General features: G+C 33.8%; 16 protein-coding genes. 10 read left to right on the top strand and 6 right to left on the bottom strand.

Annotated elements, in window-relative coordinates:
• Positions 1 to 2 precede the first annotated feature (2 nt).
• The 7 genes from ASF10_RS08485 to ASF10_RS08455 all read left to right on the top strand — a co-directional run bounded on the left by ASF10_RS08485 (position 3) and on the right by ASF10_RS08455 (position 9599).
• Positions 3 to 1529 carry a RagB/SusD family nutrient uptake outer membrane protein gene (locus ASF10_RS08485; protein WP_056247657.1) on the top strand — a complete coding sequence of 509 codons (1527 nt, stop codon included), beginning with the start codon at positions 3 to 5 and terminating at the stop codon, positions 1527 to 1529.
• Positions 1530 to 1593: 64 nt separating this feature from the next.
• Positions 1594 to 2769, top strand: coding sequence for a cellulase family glycosylhydrolase (locus ASF10_RS08480; protein WP_056247655.1), 1176 nt, complete (start codon positions 1594 to 1596; stop codon positions 2767 to 2769).
• Between the two features lie 160 nt (positions 2770 to 2929).
• Positions 2930 to 3982, top strand: a complete 1053-nt coding sequence (locus tag ASF10_RS08475; RefSeq protein ID WP_056247652.1) for a glycoside hydrolase family 43 protein — start codon at positions 2930 to 2932, stop codon at positions 3980 to 3982.
• Between the two features lie 234 nt (positions 3983 to 4216).
• Entirely contained in the window at positions 4217 to 6028 is a 1812-nt protein-coding gene (locus ASF10_RS08470; protein ID WP_056247650.1) for a glycoside hydrolase family 2 protein, read from the top strand.
• 171 nt (positions 6029 to 6199) lie between these two features.
• Entirely contained in the window at positions 6200 to 7228 is a 1029-nt protein-coding gene (locus ASF10_RS08465) for a family 43 glycosylhydrolase (protein WP_056247649.1), read from the top strand.
• Positions 7229 to 7285: 57 nt separating this feature from the next.
• Positions 7286 to 8458: an aldose epimerase family protein gene (locus ASF10_RS08460; protein ID WP_056247646.1), complete on the top strand. Its 1173-nt coding sequence runs from the start codon at positions 7286 to 7288 to the stop codon at positions 8456 to 8458.
• A gap of 160 nt (positions 8459 to 8618) precedes the next feature.
• Positions 8619 to 9599, top strand: coding sequence for a glycoside hydrolase family 43 protein (locus tag ASF10_RS08455; RefSeq protein WP_056247644.1), 981 nt, complete (start codon positions 8619 to 8621; stop codon positions 9597 to 9599).
• A 373-nt stretch (positions 9600 to 9972) separates the two neighbouring features.
• Here ASF10_RS08455 and ASF10_RS08450 read toward each other — a convergent pair whose 3' ends face one another.
• Positions 9973 to 10956, bottom strand: a complete 984-nt coding sequence (locus ASF10_RS08450; RefSeq protein ID WP_056247642.1) for an SDR family NAD(P)-dependent oxidoreductase — start codon at positions 10954 to 10956, stop codon at positions 9973 to 9975.
• A 548-nt stretch (positions 10957 to 11504) separates the two neighbouring features.
• Between ASF10_RS08450 and ASF10_RS08445 the strand changes: the two genes are divergently transcribed.
• The 3 genes from ASF10_RS08445 to ASF10_RS24505 all read left to right on the top strand — a co-directional run bounded on the left by ASF10_RS08445 (position 11505) and on the right by ASF10_RS24505 (position 14336).
• Positions 11505 to 11960: a response regulator gene (locus ASF10_RS08445; protein ID WP_056247641.1), complete on the top strand. Its 456-nt coding sequence runs from the start codon at positions 11505 to 11507 to the stop codon at positions 11958 to 11960.
• A 109-nt stretch (positions 11961 to 12069) separates the two neighbouring features.
• Positions 12070 to 13554: a GAF domain-containing protein gene (locus tag ASF10_RS08440; protein ID WP_241774933.1), complete on the top strand. Its 1485-nt coding sequence runs from the start codon at positions 12070 to 12072 to the stop codon at positions 13552 to 13554.
• Positions 13554 to 14336: a sensor histidine kinase gene (locus ASF10_RS24505; protein ID WP_241774932.1), complete on the top strand. Its 783-nt coding sequence runs from the start codon at positions 13554 to 13556 to the stop codon at positions 14334 to 14336. The genes ASF10_RS08440 and ASF10_RS24505 overlap by 1 nt, the downstream gene beginning before the upstream one ends.
• Before the next feature lie 281 nt (positions 14337 to 14617).
• On the opposite strand, the gene ASF10_RS08435 is transcribed toward ASF10_RS24505, so the two are convergent.
• From ASF10_RS08435 to ASF10_RS08415, 5 genes are all read right to left on the bottom strand, one after another.
• Positions 14618 to 14803 carry a hypothetical protein gene (locus tag ASF10_RS08435; protein WP_056247639.1) on the bottom strand — a complete coding sequence of 62 codons (186 nt, stop codon included), beginning with the start codon at positions 14801 to 14803 and terminating at the stop codon, positions 14618 to 14620.
• A 359-nt stretch (positions 14804 to 15162) separates the two neighbouring features.
• Positions 15163 to 15552 carry a hypothetical protein gene (locus tag ASF10_RS08430; RefSeq protein ID WP_131726521.1) on the bottom strand — a complete coding sequence of 130 codons (390 nt, stop codon included), beginning with the start codon at positions 15550 to 15552 and terminating at the stop codon, positions 15163 to 15165.
• Positions 15553 to 15774: 222 nt separating this feature from the next.
• Entirely contained in the window at positions 15775 to 16254 is a 480-nt protein-coding gene (locus ASF10_RS08425; RefSeq protein WP_056247635.1) for a hypothetical protein, read from the bottom strand.
• 1176 nt (positions 16255 to 17430) lie between these two features.
• Positions 17431 to 17691 carry a hypothetical protein gene (locus ASF10_RS08420; RefSeq protein WP_056247633.1) on the bottom strand — a complete coding sequence of 87 codons (261 nt, stop codon included), beginning with the start codon at positions 17689 to 17691 and terminating at the stop codon, positions 17431 to 17433.
• Between the two features lie 674 nt (positions 17692 to 18365).
• Positions 18366 to 18629: an IS3 family transposase gene (locus ASF10_RS08415; RefSeq protein ID WP_157849056.1), complete on the bottom strand. Its 264-nt coding sequence runs from the start codon at positions 18627 to 18629 to the stop codon at positions 18366 to 18368.
• Between the last annotated feature and the right edge of the window lie 81 nt (positions 18630 to 18710).

Here is an 18710-nt window from a genome sequence, read left to right as displayed (position 1 = left end):
TAATGAAAAAAATAATACTAACAACCGTAGTTTTTCTAGGTCTCTTTTTTGCATCATCTTGTGAAAATGATTTAGATCTGAACAGCCCAAATGATATCACAGTAGATCAATATTGGAAAACGGAAAGTGATGCACAAGCTGGTGTTAATTCAATTTACGCCATGTTTTATAAAGATGGATTATGGGCAAGATGGATTTATTTCCGTCTGGATTTAACTTCTGATGAAGGATTTAGTAATAGCCCGTGGACAGAATTAGCAGACTGGACGAGATTTAATTATATCAATTATAATTTCTGGGAAGGAAATGCAGTAACATGGAGAGATACCTATAAAGCCGTATTTAGATGTAATCAGGTTTTGGCAAATGTTCCAAATATTACTTTTCAAAACGAAGATGATAAAAAGCAAATTATAGCGCAGGCTAAATTTTTTAGAGCCTTGCATTACTATTATGCAGCAGTTATTTGGGAAAATATCCCATTGGTTTTAGACCCGTCTACGCCAGCAGATTTACCTCAGCAAAAAAATGTGACCGAAGTTTGGGCACAGGTCGAAAAAGATTTAAATGAGGCTTACGCCGATTTGCCGGCAACATGGGCAAGTGACCAGGCAGGCAGACCTGATAAAGGTGCAGCAAAAGCTTTTCTGGCTAAAGTGTACATGCAGCAACACAAATGGGCTGAGGCAAAAACCGCTCTTGAATACTTAATTACAGGTTCCGGGGCAAAATACAGTTTAGCTTCAAATTACAGAGACAATTTTACTGATATACACGAAAACAACAGCGAATCGGTTTTTGAAATTCAGTTTGGAGATCAAAGAAAAGGAGGAACGGGAGAAGATCAAAATGCTGCGGTTTCTAGTAATCGTAATCAATTTTTTGCGCCAAGAGGCATTGGATGGTCTGACGGACAAGCGCGTTTTTGGTTGGTAAATGCTTTTAAACAGGAAAAAAACAAAAGTGGAAATCTAGATGATCGTTTAAGATGGACTTTATATTATCCGACTTTATTAGCAGATTTTGGCGATAAAACATATGGAAAAAACTGGGAATGGGGTAATGACGAAGCCTGGTTTAGAAAAGGAAGCCGTGATTATTACAGAAACAACGAAGATTATTACAATCAGGTCAATTACAGATTGGTTCGTTACGCTGACATTTTACTGCGATACGCCGAAGTATTGAACGAAACAGGAAATACAGCTGCCGCTTATCAATATGTTGATTTAGTACGAGCACGTGTAAACATGAATACTTTAGCAGTGGCTCATCCTGAAATAGGTAATGATCATGATAAATTTTTAGAAAGATTAAAAACAGAAAGAGTTTTAGAATTGGCCGGAGAAAGTGTTCGCTGGGAAGATTTAAAACGTTGGGGAGATCTGGATTCTCAGGCTTCTGTTGATAAAATCGCAATTCGTGATCCGGATTTTAAAAACTTCACAGTAGGTAAAAATAATAGAATGCCAATTCCGCAAAGTGATGTAGATAATAATCCAAACTTAGATCAAAACCCACAATATTAAAACATTTTAAAGGGAATCAGATTTGCTGAATCTGATTCCCTTATTCAAAAAAACAAAATTTATAATGAGAAAAGTAAAATTGTGTCTGACATTTATGTTGGCAGGATTAGTATTGCTAAGCTGCAACAACAAAAAAAGTACTACTGAAGAAAATAAAAATGAAACTACTGTAACCGAAAAAAGAGAAATCTGGACAAAAGATCAGGCCAATAAATGGTACGCAGAACAACCCTGGCTTGTAGGCGCAAATTATTATCCCAGCACAGCTATAAACCAATTAGAGATGTGGCAGGAAGATACATTTGATCCAAAAAGAATCGATCAGGAATTGGGCTGGGCAGAAAATATTGGCATGAATGTAATGCGGGTTTACCTGCATGATTTACTGCACCAACAAGATGCAGAAGGATTTTACAAACGTATGGATCAGTTTTTAGCAATAGCAGATAAACATCATATCAAAACCCTTTTTGTTTTATTTGATTCCTGCTGGGATCCGTTTCCTGCTTTGGGAAAACAACGCGCTCCAAAACCGCATACACACAATTCAGGCTGGGTGCAGGGACCGGGACAAAAAGTGCTTCAGGATAAAACACAATATCCTCGTTTAGAGAAATATGTAGAAGAAACAGTTGCTCATTTTAAAGATGACAACCGTATTTTGGGTTGGGATGTCTGGAACGAACCGGATAATATGACGGGACCATCTTACGAAAAAATCGAAATCAAAAACAAAGTCGATTTGATTTTGCCGCTTTTAAAAGATGTTTTTACCTGGGCAAGAGAAAGCAATCCTTCACAGCCATTAACTTCTGGCGTTTGGGTTGGAGACTGGAGCAACGAAGCCAAAATGCAGCCAATGCACAAACTACAGATTGAACAATCAGACATTGTTTCTTTCCACAATTATAATACGCCTGCAGATTTCGAAAAAGTAATCAAACAATTGCAACGTTACGGAAAACCTTTATTGTGTACAGAATATATGGCAAGACCAAACGGAAGCACATTTGAAGGCTTTTTACCAATTGCCAGAAAATACAATGTTGGCATGATCAATTGGGGATTTGTTGACGGAAAAACGCAAACCAAATATGCTTGGGACAGCTGGATTAAAACATACAATTCAGAGCCAAAATTATGGTTTCACGAAGTACTTAAAAACGATGGAACGCCGTACATAAAAGCCGAAACAGATTTGATTAAAAAAATGACTTCTGAGGCGAATAAGAAGAATTAGATAATTAGATAATGTGTCAATTAGATAATTTTTATTAGCCACAGATTAAACAGGTTAAACGGATTTTCGCGGATCATTTTGCAGCGTAACATTAAAAAAAAATCTGTGAGAATCCGTTGAATCCGTAAAATCCGTGGGCAATAAATAAAACTTGAAAGCAATGAAAAAATACACAATAAAACAGCTCTTTTTTCTGCTGATAATTCTGGCTGGAATTTCTGCGAAAGCGCAACAGCCAGATCCGCCGGGACAAGTTAAGGGCAATGTAAAACCTAAAAACGAAGCCTATCTTTTTGCGCACATGACGCATAACGATTACGGCAGATTATATTATTCTGTAAGTCTTGACGGTTTGCATTGGGAAAACCTCAACAACGGAAAACGGGTTTTTGAAGACTACAAAGGACATCCCGATATCTGTAAAGGACCGGACGGAAAATACTACATCGCAGGAAATACAGGAGACGACGCAAAAAGTATCAACATTTGGGTTTCGGATGATTTAATAACCTGGAAAAAGCATTCAGATTATACGCCCGATTTAAAAAGTACGCCCGATTATTCTAATGCTTTACAGCGAATTGGAGCTCCAAAATTATATTACGACAAAGATTCTGAAAAGTTCATTATGACATGGCACACGCCACATTTGGAAGGAACAAAAGATGACGGCGAACGGTATTGGGCAAGTCAGAGAACTTTGTATGTTTTGTCTAAGGATTTAAAAACTTTTGAAGGAACTCCAAAACGTTTATTCGATTGGGATATGGGAACGATTGATGTTTTTATCCGTAAAGTTGGAGATTCTTATTATGCCGTAATTAAAGATGAAACTTATCCAACTTTGTATTGGACAACCGGAAAAACCATCCGAATTGCGAAATCAAAATCCCTTTTAGGACCTTATTCTTTGCCCCAGCAATCTATCAGTCCAAACTTTAGAGAAGCGCCAATGTTGATCTCTTCTCCGGATGATAAAATATGGTACATGTATTATGAACAATATCCGGGAGTTTCATACGGATTATCAATTGCAGATAATCTAAACGGACCTTGGTTTCAAGCCTCAGGCTACACTTTTTTCTCGGACTGGGATAAATACAGTTTCCCTGAAAAAGTGCGCCATGGCTGCATGGTTACAATTTCTAAAAAGGAATACGACAGTTTGGTCAATAAATTTGGCATCGTCAAAGATGTAAAAAGTAAAAAGTGAGAAGTAAACGGTTAGGTGTTAGAGTCCTGTTTTTTGAGTTAATAGTGAATGGATTATTTAATCGGAAATATATAGTAATCCATCTAACATCTAACCTTTTAGACCTTACTGATAAAAATTTGGTTAGTAAAGTTAGTGTTTGAAATTACCAGGCCATGTGGATATGGTCTGGTAATTTATTAGTAAAGAAAAAATAGCAATAATCGAGGGAATTATTGCATAAAACGATATAGAATGAATAAGAAAACTATAGTTCTGGTGGCGCTTTTTTTAAGCTGTCTGGTTCATGCACAATGGAAACCGCAAGGTGATAAAATCAAAACAAAATGGGCTGAACAGGTTGATCCCAATAAAACATTACCAGAATATCCCCGTCCGATTATGGAACGTGGCCAATGGAAAAATCTGAATGGATTATGGAATTATGTCATTCAGGAATTTGGCAAAACAGCACCTTCAAAATATGATGGGCAAATTTTGGTTCCGTTTGCGGTCGAATCTAGTTTGTCTGGCGTGATGAAAGAAGTTGGAGCAAAAAAGGAACTTTGGTACGAAACTAATTTTTCAATTGAATCAAACTGGAACGGAAAAAATATTCTGCTGCATTTTGGAGCTGTAGACTGGAAAACAGAAGTTTTTATTAACGATATAAAAGTTGGCTCACATACGGGAGGATATACGCCATTTTCATTTGATATTACACCTTTTATTCAAAAAGGAAAAAATCAAAAATTAGTCGTAAAAGTTTGGGATCCATCAAATGACGGACCTCAGCCAAGAGGAAAACAAGTTAAAAATCCCGAAGGAATTTGGTATACGCCCGTTACAGGAATCTGGCAGACGGTTTGGATTGAATCTGTAAATGCTAAAAATATAAACGAAGTAAAAACTACTCCAAACATCGATCAAAATACAATCAGTATTAAAGCCGATGTAAACGGAGCAGAAAAAGGAGATTTAATCGAAATTTCTGTTTTCGATAATGGAAAAGAAATTGCAAAAGAAAAAGCTGTTGTTGGTGAAAGCAATGATATTATTATAAATTCTCCAAAGTTATGGTCGCCAGAAAATCCGTTTTTGTATCAGACAAAAATCCGTTTAATCAGCAAAAATAAAGTAGTTGATGAAGTGAAAAGCTATTTTGCCATGAGAAAAATTTCATCAAAAAGAGATGAATACGGAATCATGAGGATGCAATTAAATAACAAAAATTATTTTCAGTACGGCCCGTTGGATCAAGGTTGGTGGCCAGACGGATTATACACAGCACCAACCGACGAAGCTTTAAAGTACGACATCATTAAAACAAAAGAATTAGGTTTTAATATGATTCGTAAACATGTAAAAGTAGAACCGGAACGCTGGTACACACATTGCGATCAATTAGGAATTTTGGTTTGGCAGGATATGCCAAGTGGAGACGATCAGCCGATTTGGCAAAACACAAAATATTTTACCGGAACAGAATTACAGCGTTCTGCAAAATCAGAAGAAATCTACAAAAAGGAGTGGAAAGAAATAATGGATCATTTGTATTCGTATCCAAGTATTGTAGTTTGGGTTCCGTTTAATGAAGCCTGGGGACAATTTAAAACGGTTGAAATTACAGAATGGACCAAAAATCACGACCCAAGCCGATTAACAAATTCATCAAGCGGGGGAAATCATTTTCAAACAGGAGATATTTTGGATTTACACAATTATCCAGGACCGGAAATGTATTTGTATGACGCCAGAAGAGTTACGGTTTTGGGTGAATATGGCGGTATCGGACTTCCGTTAGAGGGACATTTATGGAGAGCAAACGACAATTGGGGTTACGTTAAATTTAAAAATGAAGCTGAGGTTACAGCGGAGTATATTAAATATGCCCAAATTCTGAAAAATTATGTCAAAACAGGATTTTCGGCAGCAGTTTATACGCAAACAACTGATGTTGAAGGCGAAGTAAATGGTTTCATCACCTACGACAGAAAAGTAGATAAAATGGATTTTAAAGCCATAAATAAGATCAATACTGAAGTTATAAATGCTTTGGATAAGTAGATAAAAGTTCTAGTTTGTCATTTCTACGAAGGAGAAATCTCACTCGGGATTCGACAAAGATTGAAGATTATTTGCGCGGAGTTTCTATTGCGATTTCTCCTTCGTCTAAATGAGAAAAATGGGTTTATCAATTTGTGCTTAAAAAAACGCCCAAACAAACAATAAAATAAAATGAAAAAATACATAATTCTGTTTTTACTGATGCTTATTTCAGCCGGATATTCACAGCAAAAAACATTTACAAATCCTATTTTACCTTCGGGCGCAGACCCTTACAGTACATATTTCAACGGATATTATTATTACACCCATACACTTGGAAATAAATTGGTTTTATGGAAAACAAAAGATTTATCAGATATTAAAAATGCCGAAAGCAAAGTGATTTGGACTCCACCACAAAACACTAATTATTCTGCCGAGATCTGGGCGCCGGAATTTCATATTATAAACGGAAAATGGTATTGTTATTTTGCTGCAGATAATGGCGACAACAACACGCACAGAATGTATGTTTTAGAAAATAAATCTTCAGATCCTTTTAAAGGGAATTTTGAATTTAAAGGAAAAATTGCTGCCAAAACAGATAAATGGGCTATTGACGGAAATGTTTTTGAATATAAAAAACAACTTTATATGATTTGGGCCGGTTGGGAAGGCGATACAAATGGTCAGCAAAATATTTATATAGCAAAAATGAAAAATCCACTTGAAATTGACGGAGAACGCGTAATGATTTCGGCACCAAAAAACGATTGGGAAACGCATGGTGCATTAAATGATGATGTAAATCCGGCTCAAGTAAATGTAAATGAAGGCCCGCAGTTTATAGAAAGAAATGGAAAAATATTTATCGTGTTTTCGGCAAGTGGTTGCTGGACAGACTTCTATTCGTTAGGATTATTATCTTTTAACGGAGGAGATAGTTTATTAGAGGCATCGGCATGGAAAAAATCTGTTGCCCCCATTTTCAAACAATCAGAAGCAAATAAGGTTTATGCACCGGGACATAATTCTTTCTTTAAATCACCTGATGGAAAAGAAGACTGGATTTTATACCACGCCAATTCAAATCCGGGGGAAGGCTGCGGAAATAAAAGAGCACCAAGAATGCAAAAAATTAATTGGGATGCAAACGGATTTCCGGTTTTAGGTGAGCCTTTAAGTGAGGAGACGAGATTGGCAATTCCTTCAAAATAGAACTTAGAAGTATTAATCAGAGGATGAGATTGCTTCGTTCCTCGCAATGACATAAAAATGAAAAATATTCAAATAGCTGCGGTTGTTTTACTGGCACTTTTTCAATTCAATTGTAAAAACAATAAAAAAGAAAATGTATCAAAAGAGGTTTCAGAGATAAAAACGGATTCAGTTGAGAAAGTGCTGGAAATTAAAAATTTTGACACCATAATTGACAATAAAAAAGTCAGTTTGTATTGGATAGAAAATAAAGGAATTAAAGCTGCTTTTACCAATTACGGAGGAAGATTGATTGGACTTTGGGTTAAGGATAAAAACGGAAAATCAACAGATGTAGTAGTCGGAATGAATAGTGCAAAAGGTTTTAAAAATTCAACAGAACCTTATTTTGGAGCTACAATTGGAAGAGTTGGAAACCGAATTGCAAATGGAAAATTTACATTAGAAGCAAAACAATATCAAGTTCCGTTAAACAATGGGAAAAATGCTTTGCATGGCGGTGTAAAAGGTTTTCAGGATGTGGTTTGGGATGCTGAAAAAACAAATGAAAATACTTTGGTTTTTAACTATGTTTCGCCAGATGGCGAGCAGGGTTTTCCTGGAAATTTGTCTGTAAAAGTTACTTATACAATTACAGACGATAATTCAGTAAAAATGGAATACGAAGCCACAACAGACAAAATAACTTTGATAAACTTAACTAATCATGCTTTTTTTAATTTGAATGGGGAAGGAAGCGGTACTATTTTAAATCATGAATTACAGATTTATGCCAATGAATTTACACCGGTTGACGAAGGTTTGATTCCGAGTGGAGAATTAAAAGCAGTAAAAAACACGCCTTTTGATTTTACTTCAAAACATACTATTGGTGAAAGAATCGAAACTAAAGACGAGCAGTTGAAATTTGGAAAAGGTTACGATCATAATTATGCCTTAAACGGTACAAAGAAAAACGGACTCAATCATGCGGCGACAATTTCAGGAGATAAGTCCGGAATCATGCTGGACATTTTTACACAGGAACCGGGATTACAGTTTTACAGCGGTAATTTTATGCAATCGAAAAACACTTTTAAAGGTGGCTCAAAAGATGATTCTAGAACTGCTTTTGCATTAGAAACACAACATTTTCCAGATGCACCAAACCAGCCAAAATTTGCGCCAATTGTTTTAAAGCCAGGGCAGAAGTATCATACGGTTTCTTATTATCATTTTTCTGTAAAATAGATTATTTGTGAGATGTGAAATGAAAAATTCGAGATTGTTTTGTCATCATGAGGAACCAAGGATAACAATAGAAACTCGACAAGATTGGAGAATTACTGTGCGGAATCTCTTGTGTGATCCTTGGTTCCTCAGGATGACAGAATAAAACCTATAAAATAAAATGAAAAAAATACTAACTTTAATAACATCACTTTGCGTTTTTGCAGCCTGTTCGCAGGAAAAAAACACAGAGAAACCCAAAGAAGTCAAAACCAGTACAATTTTATTGGCAGATCCTACCATTTTTTACCATAACGAAATGTATTATTTGTACGGAACCACAACAGGAGATATTCCCAATGGGGAAGGTTTTCAGGTTTATACCTCGACCGATTTAAAAGACTGGAAAGGACCAAATGGTGTACAGAATGGTTTGGCTTTGAAAAAAGGAGATGCTTTTGGAGACAAAGGTTTTTGGGCACCGCAAATTATGTCGTATAAAAATAAATTTTATATGATTTATACCGCAAATGAAAATATTGCTGTAGCAACCAGTGACAGTCCGCTTGGACCTTTTAAAAGTGAGTCAAAAGTACCCATTATTAAAACAGGAAACCAGATTGATCCATTTGTTTTTATTGATGATGATGGTAAAAAATATTTATATCATGTTCGATTAACAAACGGAAACCGAATTTTTGTGGCAGAAATCAATGACGATCTTCAAAGCATAAAATTAGAGACTTTAACAGAATGTATTTCCGGAACTTTGCCTTGGGAGAATACGCAAAATGTTTCGTGGCAAGTTACAGAAGGACCAACGGTTTTAAAACATAACGGTTTGTATTATATGATTTATTCGGCAAACGATTTTAGAAATATTGATTATGCTGTAGGTTATGCAACTAGTAAAAGTGCGCTTGGACCTTGGAAAAAGGCAACAGATAGTCCAATTATCAGTAGAAAAAATACCAAACAAAACGGAATTGGCCACGGTGATGTTTTTTGGGATAAGGAAAATAAAATGCATTATGTTTTACATACTCATTTTAATGAAAGTGCTGTTTCACCAAGAAAAGCAGCTATTATTGATATTGAATTTTTTGGTAATGAATTAAAGGCAGTTAATAATACTTTTAACTTTTTAGAAAATAAAAAATAATTTTAATAAAATTCAAATTAGCATCGAATAGGATTTTCGTATAATTAGTTGAATGATTTCAATTAACATTTTAAAAGGCAGATTTGTATAAAAATGCAGAATAGAAATAAACTCTTTTTAAATTGTTTTAAATATAAGAAAAGCGCAACACTATTATCATATAGGTTGCGCTTTGATATAAAAAGGGCATAATTATAAAGAAGACGCTACTGGAAAATTCACAGAGATTTTAGTAATAGCAAAAACGTAGTTCGTAAAACTTCTCAAAGTGATATTGATTGTTTTGTCCTTTATTTTTAATTCAATCTGTCTAGAAATTCAAATAAAAACCGCCTTAGTTTTTTTGTATCAAAAACATATCTACTCCAAAACGTTAATTCTTTTTTGCCGCCAGTATAAAGGCTGTCCCAAAAGCTAGTCCGGCAATTACTGCTAAATTGAAATTGTTAGATCTTTTTACAGGTATTTTACCGTGTATTCTTAGAGGTTCTTTCGAGTTTGTTAAAACATTTCCACTATCATCATTCTTAAACTTATTACCTTTCATTTTCATTCGGACAGCCGCAGATGCGGCATTTATTAAAAGTTTAGGGAATAATCTGTAAGTGTTAGTAAGTACTGTAGATCTGAAATCTGGAAACACGTCTTTTTTTGGATGCAATGCCATTTTAACCATTACAGCGGCGGTATCAAGTGGATCAGAGGCAATAAATGGAATTGTCATATCAAAACCAGAATACTTAGCCGAATGAAGATTGCCTGTTGAATTTTGTAATTGAGGATACAAATTACAAATATGGATATTTTTATGGTTTGATATTTCTCCCTGCAGGCATTCCATCATTCCTCTAATTCCGTGTTTGGTACCGGAGTACACAGCACTGTAGGGAGCCGGCATATATCCGCCTATAGAAACATTATTGATTAATATACCATGATTTTGCATCTTAAAGATTTTGATGGCGTTGTAAGCTCCATGCATGTATCCAAATAAATTGGTTTTTATTACCTGTTGGTGAATTTCCATTGGAATTTCTTCAAATTTGCCACTGGCCATCACTCCGGCGTTATTCACCCAAATATCGATTTTTCCATTCATTTCCAAAGCCTTTTCAACTATATTCTCTACATCTTCAGCAATCGACACATCGGCACAAACACCAATGGCCTGAATGCCTAATTCTTTGCAATAATCTACTACATTATCTATACCTTTTTTTCCTCTTGCTACTGCAACGATATTGCATCCTTCTTTTGCAAAAGCCTCTACAGCTGCACGGCCAACACCGCTACTAGCCCCTGTAATAACAACAAGTTTTCCTTTTAGACGGTTACTAAGTATATGTGTATTTTCCATTTTCTTAAATTTATTTATTTTCAATTCTTAATTACAGTTATTGGTTTGAATTACGCAAAGGAAGTTGTTGTAAAAAAAAAATGTTTGTTCTGTGTGCACTGATTTTTAAATATTTATGTTGTAAGTACCTGCGTTAAATATTCTGTTTTGTTGTCTAGAAAATTGACAAAAACAAATTGCGTTTACTCTATCGAGTTTTTTATACAACATAAAATTATACTAAACCCTAATAAGTATAGTTATATAATCTTACTTCTTAATTGCTTAATTAACAGTGGCGATGATTTCTTGCGGACAAATTAACTTTTGGTTCTATAATTATCTTGTAGTCTGAAAAGCTGGATTGTATAAAGCAAAAAAATTATTGAATTTAAATTCCGAATTCACGTCTTACTTAGGTAATTATATACAAGAAAGAAAATGTATTATTCAGAGTGGATAAAAGGAATAAACTTTTGTTTTCTCTTGCTTTAGAGAGAATGTATAGTTAATTTTACTTGTGTCATTGCAGCTCAAAGAATATTGCTGTAATATTTATATTAATATACATGAATAGAAAAATTATTTTACTGGTTGATGATGATTGTGACGATGCAGAATTCTTTAAGTGGGCAATGAAGGGAACAGAAGAAACTTTTGCAGTTAAATTTGTTAATAGCGGTGATGCAGCCCTGAATTTACTTTCTGAATTGGATGCACTTCCGGATTTAATTTTATTAGATGCCGGAATGCCGAAAATGGACGGTTGGGAACTATTGAAACTTATTAAACTTGATTTGAAGTTTGGAAATGTACCTGTCATTATGATGGCAACTTCTAATGGTCCGAAAGGTATAGATGAAGCACATTCTTTAGGTGCACAAGCATATATTGTTAAGCCTTCTGACTTTGGTGCATTAAAACTGATAATGCAGCAGCTTTGCGTTGGAGTACAGACCAATTTGAAAAGTACACTGGAAAGCATGCACGCCAACTTGCCCGAAAACATTTATACATTTACATAGATACATAACAAATCATTTTGAATACATTATAATGATACTATTGTACTTATTATAAAACACTACAGGTCAAGTTTATATATGTAGTGTACCTTCTAAATTTACGTACTTAATGAAGATTAAAGATATAGTTAACCGTGATCTGGTTACATTAACCAACTGCGATCAAGAACCCATACATATTCCCGGAAAGATTCAACCTCATGGTTTTTTAATGGGACTTACTACTGATTGGATAATCGACTACTGTACCAGTAATATTTCATCTTTCATTGATGTAACTCATATACAGGTATTAGGGAATAAATTTGAAACTATTTTTGGTAGCAAGGCACAAGAACGGATTTTTAATTATATAAATTCAGATACCTTTCAAGATGTATTTCCACTGGAAATAGAATTGTTAAACAAAAAATTTCAGGTCAATATTCATAAGAGTGATGGTATTTATGTTTTAGAGGCTGAAGCTCAGTTTGATAAGCAGATTTTGGCAGACATTTATACCCAGACTATTCAGTTTGTAACACAAATGAATAATACAAAATCACTAAAAGATCTATGTGCGCTTGTAGCAGAAGGTACAAGGGAAATAACAGGATATGACCGTGTAATGATATATCGCTTTGATGAGCAGTATAATGGTGAGGTTTATGCTGAAAGCTGTCGGAAAGATCTGGAGCCATTTCTAGGATTGCATTATCCCCATACCGATATTCCAGTGCAGGCAAGGGAATTGTACATCAAGAATCTGCTTAGGCTCATTGTCGATATTAATTATGAACCCGTTCCAATATTTACTATTGATAATAAGGAAGATAAAAACCTTGATTTAAGTCTTTCGATTTTAAGAAGTACATCACCTATCCACGTGCAATATCTCAAAAATATGGGTGTGGGTGCAACGCTCACTATTTCGCTTATTCATCACGACCGTTTATGGGGGCTAATTGCCTGTCATCATTATTCAGAAAAGAATATTTCACCAGAAGTACGCCTCGCTGCAAAACTTCAGGGTCAGTTTATCACCTCGCAAATTGATATTCGGGAATCAAACGATGAAAATATCGATGCTAAGAAGTCAATTGATGCATTAGAGCATTTAACAGCTCTTGATCTTCCACTTGCAGAAGATTCGTTGAATACGATAATCAAAATGCCAGAGTTATTAACTCTCTGTAATTCTGGAGGAGTTTCAATATTGTTTAGAAATAAAATTTATAAAAATGGTTTAACCCCAGAAGATCATCAGATCGAAGCTTTTGTGGAACAGGTAGAGAAAAGGAAATTCTATGAGTCGTATACGACGAGAAAAATAAGTGATGATTTTCCTAAATTAGAAAGTTGTTCCAATTTTGCTGGAGTAGTTTATCATTCTCTTGGCAATTCCAATCATATAATGTGGTATAGACCAGAAACCGTCTCAGAAATTAGCTGGGCAGGTGATCCGGAAAAAAGCATTGTTAAAGATAAAGGAGGTCTTCATCCAAGAAATTCATTTAATATCTGGAAACAGATCGTTAAAGGGCAAAGCAGTATTTGGAAGCAATATGAAATCAACGCAGCTGCAAAATATGCACATCACTTCATAACAACTTGATGATGATTTTGCTGAGCGAGGAAGAAGAAAAATACAGGTTGCAAAGCGAAATTTTAAGGGAAACCAATTCTGAATTGGAAAATATAAACTGGATTAGTACGCATGATCTTCAGGAGCCTTTAAGAAAAATACAGATGATTACTTCTAAGCTCCTTACGGAAAAAAGCAGTAACCCTGAAGACCCCGATTTTGATTCGCTGGAACGCGTCTCAAAATCTGCTGCAAGAATGCGTGAACTTCTGCAGGATATTTTGAAATATACCCGTATTAAAAACACTGGAGAAGCTGCTGAACAAATAGATCTTAATCAAATTTTTGAAGGAACAATCGAGGAGTTCACAGAAGTAATTTCAGAAAGTAGTGCGATAATTGAATGTGAAAAACTTCCAGAAGTTAAGGCTATAGCGTTTTTGATGAAGCAGTTATTCTCAAATATTATTCTAAATTCCTTAAAATATGCTTCACCGGACCGATCACCTGTAATAATAATTACAGCCTCTAAGGAACCAGTAATTATAAACAATCAGGCTGATGTATATTTTAACTGGGTTAAATTTTCGGATAATGGAATTGGATTTGATCAAAAGTACGCAGGATCTATTTTTAAAGTTTTTACACGTCTTCATACTCAGCAGGAATATAGCGGATCAGGAATTGGGCTGGCATTGTGTAAAAAAATAATGCAGACATTAGGCGGAACAATTACCGCTGAAGGAAAATTGGGACAGGGGACATGTATTACTATTTATTTTCCTTGTAATACCGAAGATATCCCTACATAAAATCCAGTTTATGTAGTAATGTTAAATTTGCAATGATTCAGAAATAATTGATGAATGTAGTTACAAATTTTTTGTCCTATTTTAAACTTAACCAAAAAGATTAATTCCATTTAGTAAAGGATGTAAACCGATTGATTATTTCTAATTAATATTAGATGCTTAAAAGTAACTTGACTCAGGATAAGAGGTAATAGATATCTGCATTCCTGATTATCCCTATAAATAGCGATGAAATTATCCTCAGATTGTAATTCATCTATATTTTCTTGTTCAGTAAAGTCTTACGCATTAGTTAAAAACTCACAGTCAAAATCAGGTTCATCTTCATTTTTGTAATATAAGTCGTTTAATGTAGTAAATTGTTGTTTGTCAGAATAAGATTCTATATTTCTAAAATTCGTATCAGATGAAATATTAAATCTTTCAACTGAGTTAAATATGTTATTAGTAGCTGTGTTTGAATTCATGATTAATTTATTATAAGATTTATAGGTTTTATTTCTTAATCAAAATTACATTAGCCAACTGCATTCGTAATTATAGAATTTTGCGCTGAATTTATATAATTTAAAAGTGTTGTTTTAGGATATGTTTTTTTTTTTTGTTATTAATTCAGAAGTAAAAAATTAGGATTGCGGTTAAAATATGCTTCGTCATTTACTTAAAAAATTTCGGAATCCTTAATTAAGTAATTTAGGATTAATTATGATCATCATGCTTTCTTTACTTGCATATAACTTTTCATGGTTATATGGTTAGTTTTTTTTAAGTTATCATAAAGCTATTTTTCAGATTAAACGATAAACTAAAGTCTTTAATTACTTAACTATGCGTGTTCCGGCAGCAATAAGCCGGAATAAAGGTTCATATTTTTTATATGATGATCGAGATCCTGATTTAGTTCAGCAGGACCAATACTTCCCTGTACACAGTATAGTTTATTGTTGTGGGCTAACATAAACTGTAGCATACGTATTTTTTTCTTAATATTTGATAAATGTAAAATTTCTTCCACTTCAACCATTATTCCAGGCAAACCATCTAACGCTATCGCCTCTGTGCGTATAAGACTGCTTTGAGGAGGTATCATTTCAGCGAAAGACTTCTCGTTAAGTACAAGGTTCTGCTGTTCTTCAGACAGATCATGAATTACGACTAGGATTTTCTCATTCCCTTTTCCGTCATAGCTGGTGAATCGCTGTATAGTTGCTGACATTTCTGGCGTCTCAGCTTTCCAGCTTTTGGGTATGGAAAGTCTCAAAGCTGGCTTTCCTGCTTTTAAATAGTTTTTTGCTATAAAATTTATAAAATGACTATCAACTATTCCGATAGAAAATAAGCGGTCGATTAAATTACAGCCTGCTGCTGTTTAATTGTGTTATTTTCAGATAATTCCCTCCAGTGTGTCACCTTGGAAGCGGTATTAAATCTGAATGCATTAAAATTTTCGCTGGGAAGGTTTATAGCTACCGGGCGCAGCGCCATTTGTTTCATCACGGGTGCATTCATCTTCTCGAAGCTCCTCACTGCCAAGCTGTCCAATTTCGAATTCCCTGCTCACGGGGTTGTCCTGATCCGGTTCAATGGTTTTAAAGGTATCGCTTTCAGCCTCATCGCTCCCAGAAGTATCAATGTCAGTTTCAAACCCTTCAGAAGGATCATTATGTATAAGATCCTTTTCAATTTCCTTCTCGGTGATATCTTTGGACTCACTGTCCGATTCATTGTCAAGGTTCTCTGAATCATATGGGTTGCCAATCTCATCGGTGCTTAGATCATCTCCGTAATCGGGCTCGGCATTATCTGTAATGGGATGGCCTGCAGGAGAGGAAGCTTTATGCTGTCCCTGATTCCCTTTGTCTGCTTTTTGAAAATTCTTGTCATCCTGACCGTTATTTTCGTGTGTATCTGAATTCATGATTTTATTTTTTTAGATTACATTTTACTATTTTTTTTTAAAGGAGTGGTCGTGAAAAGACTGCTGGTATTTCCGCGTTTGTCGGCATTTTACCCTTCTCTAACCTTTATGCATTGTCCTTTATCAAATTTAAAGAGGATAGTCACGATTTTTTTTACAGAATTATGATTTGCATTTATAAAATAGCTACCAGATAATTATGTAGGTTTTATTATTGAAAAAATGTTGAAAAGTATAATTTTTCAGATTTAATGGTAATTGCGGAAAATCGATTGAATAAAAGTAGAAAGACCAGCATAATACAGTTTCGAACCTACATTCGGCAGAACTTAATTTTGCTAAGTTTCTTTTTTGCACAAGATCTTCTGCTACGATTTTGCCACAGAGAATTTGTTCGGTTTAAAAAAAAATGAAAAGCAGTATAAAAGAAAAAAACTGCGAATCCTGGGATTTGCAGTTTTTACTATATTTTTTCACGAGTTTTTTAAGCATAAAAAAAGTCCTAATTTTCATTAGGACTTTTTGTGGGGAGAGCAGGATTCGAACCTAAAGCTCGAAACCTTTGTATTCACTGCATTTATTTATTTTTTTAACCTATGTTGCCACGATGTTGCCATGAAAATAAAAATACAAAATTTTAACTGTTAAGTTGTTGTATTTTAACGGTTTAAGTGTTTATTTTTTTACTATTTTTCTTTATGCTGTAAATTTAAGTGATTTTTTATGAAATTGATTGTTTTGTCCTGTATTTTTACTTCATTCTTCCTAGAAATTCAAATAAAAACTGCTGTAGTTTTTTGTTTCAAAAAGGTATCCACTCCAAACGCCGCTTGCAATGATTCTGCCACAAAACTTTAAAGTTGAAATATTTCTAAAAAAAACTTAACTTTTATAGCAAAATTGAAGGTATATGTAATACACTTCATAAAATATAATAGTATTGCAATTTATTTAAATATTTCTTTCCGCCTTAATTAAATAAAAAAGAGCAAGTATTAAAACTTGCTCTTTTCATTGCTTTCAAAAATTGTAGCCATGATGTTATGGATGAATCTTAAAGGCTTATTTTATGTGTTAATTTACACAGGCATATAAATCATGTAAATTACGTTTCTGTTAAAATGCAATCAACACATTACCAAAGATATAGTAAATAACTCGCATTAAAGAATTTACTTACACAATTTTTAAATATTTTCTTGTATTTATTTGACTTTCATCAGTAAATGAATTTAGAAAAATTAATCCTTCACTTTCTAACACTATAATTGTGTCTAAAATTCTAGCTTGATTTTCCCTTTTTCGTGGTGTATTATTTAAACGCTCAGATGAATTATTAATAACAATAGCAGTTAACTCTTCCAATGTAAATGTTTTATCATGATTTTGTGTAAGTATTTTTAATATTTTATTAGATAATTCAAACTGTGATTGCATAAATAATTTTTAATTTTTTGTGAATTAATTAGCGAGCCAAATCTATCATCTCTATAATTTGTTTTTTGCAGTTTTACATTGTAGTCAATTTCTTACTATTTTAGTTTTAAGCTTTTCAAATATAGCAAATTGAAGTCATCATTTATGAAATGACTTGTAAACTTATATTAAATACAGGTAAATATTTTGTGTGTTAGCGTACATATAGTGTAAATCATTTTTTAAATCGTCGGTATTATTTATATGAAAGGAAAACTATGTCTAAACGACCTTGTAAATCGTATTAAGAGTTTTTGTCAAGATGTTAATGATATATCGTAAATCTCATAAGAATGTTACCCATTTAATTTGGAACTATGTATTTTAACAAAGGAATTTTAATTAAACAAAAAATTACAAATTAATATAAAAGAAATATTCCGTTTGGACGTTGTTAACACGAAAGCTAGAGATCGCCATAGGGAAAAAGAAACTACATTTAAAAAAAAGTAATCGTATCGTACCTATTTATAAATTATTCTACGGCTAAAATTATTCAGAAAAAAAACGATATTTTAATAAGATAATTATTATATAAACGTACTAAAAAAACTGATATTTTAAGGATTACCCACAGTCTAATATTGGCATAATGATTATAATTAATAGTTTTATATTTGAAATGGTGTAAAATCTTAATTCTTCTTTACAATAGTAGATAAACCTAATTCACTCATGTATTTTCTTACTGTTCTACCAGTTATCTTATATCCTGAATTTTGAAGGTCTACTGCAATTCTTGCACTTCCGTAACATCTTTTAAAATGATAGAATACTCTAGTTATTTCTTTTTGTATTAATATTTTCCTTTTTTGCGTCTCATTTAAAGGCTGTTTTTTCCATCTTTGATATTCTCTTCTGTCAATACCTAAAGTGCAAATTCCGGTTATATTGATCACCCCATTCCGTTTTAAAGTGAGCACCTGATTCCAGTTCAAAATGACCACCTAATTCCGGTGCAAAGTGAGCACCTCCGTTTT

This window comes from Flavobacterium sp. Leaf82 (assembly GCF_001422725.1).
Classification (GTDB): domain Bacteria; phylum Bacteroidota; class Bacteroidia; order Flavobacteriales; family Flavobacteriaceae; genus Flavobacterium.
This window is presented reverse-complemented; position numbering and strand designations above follow the sequence as displayed.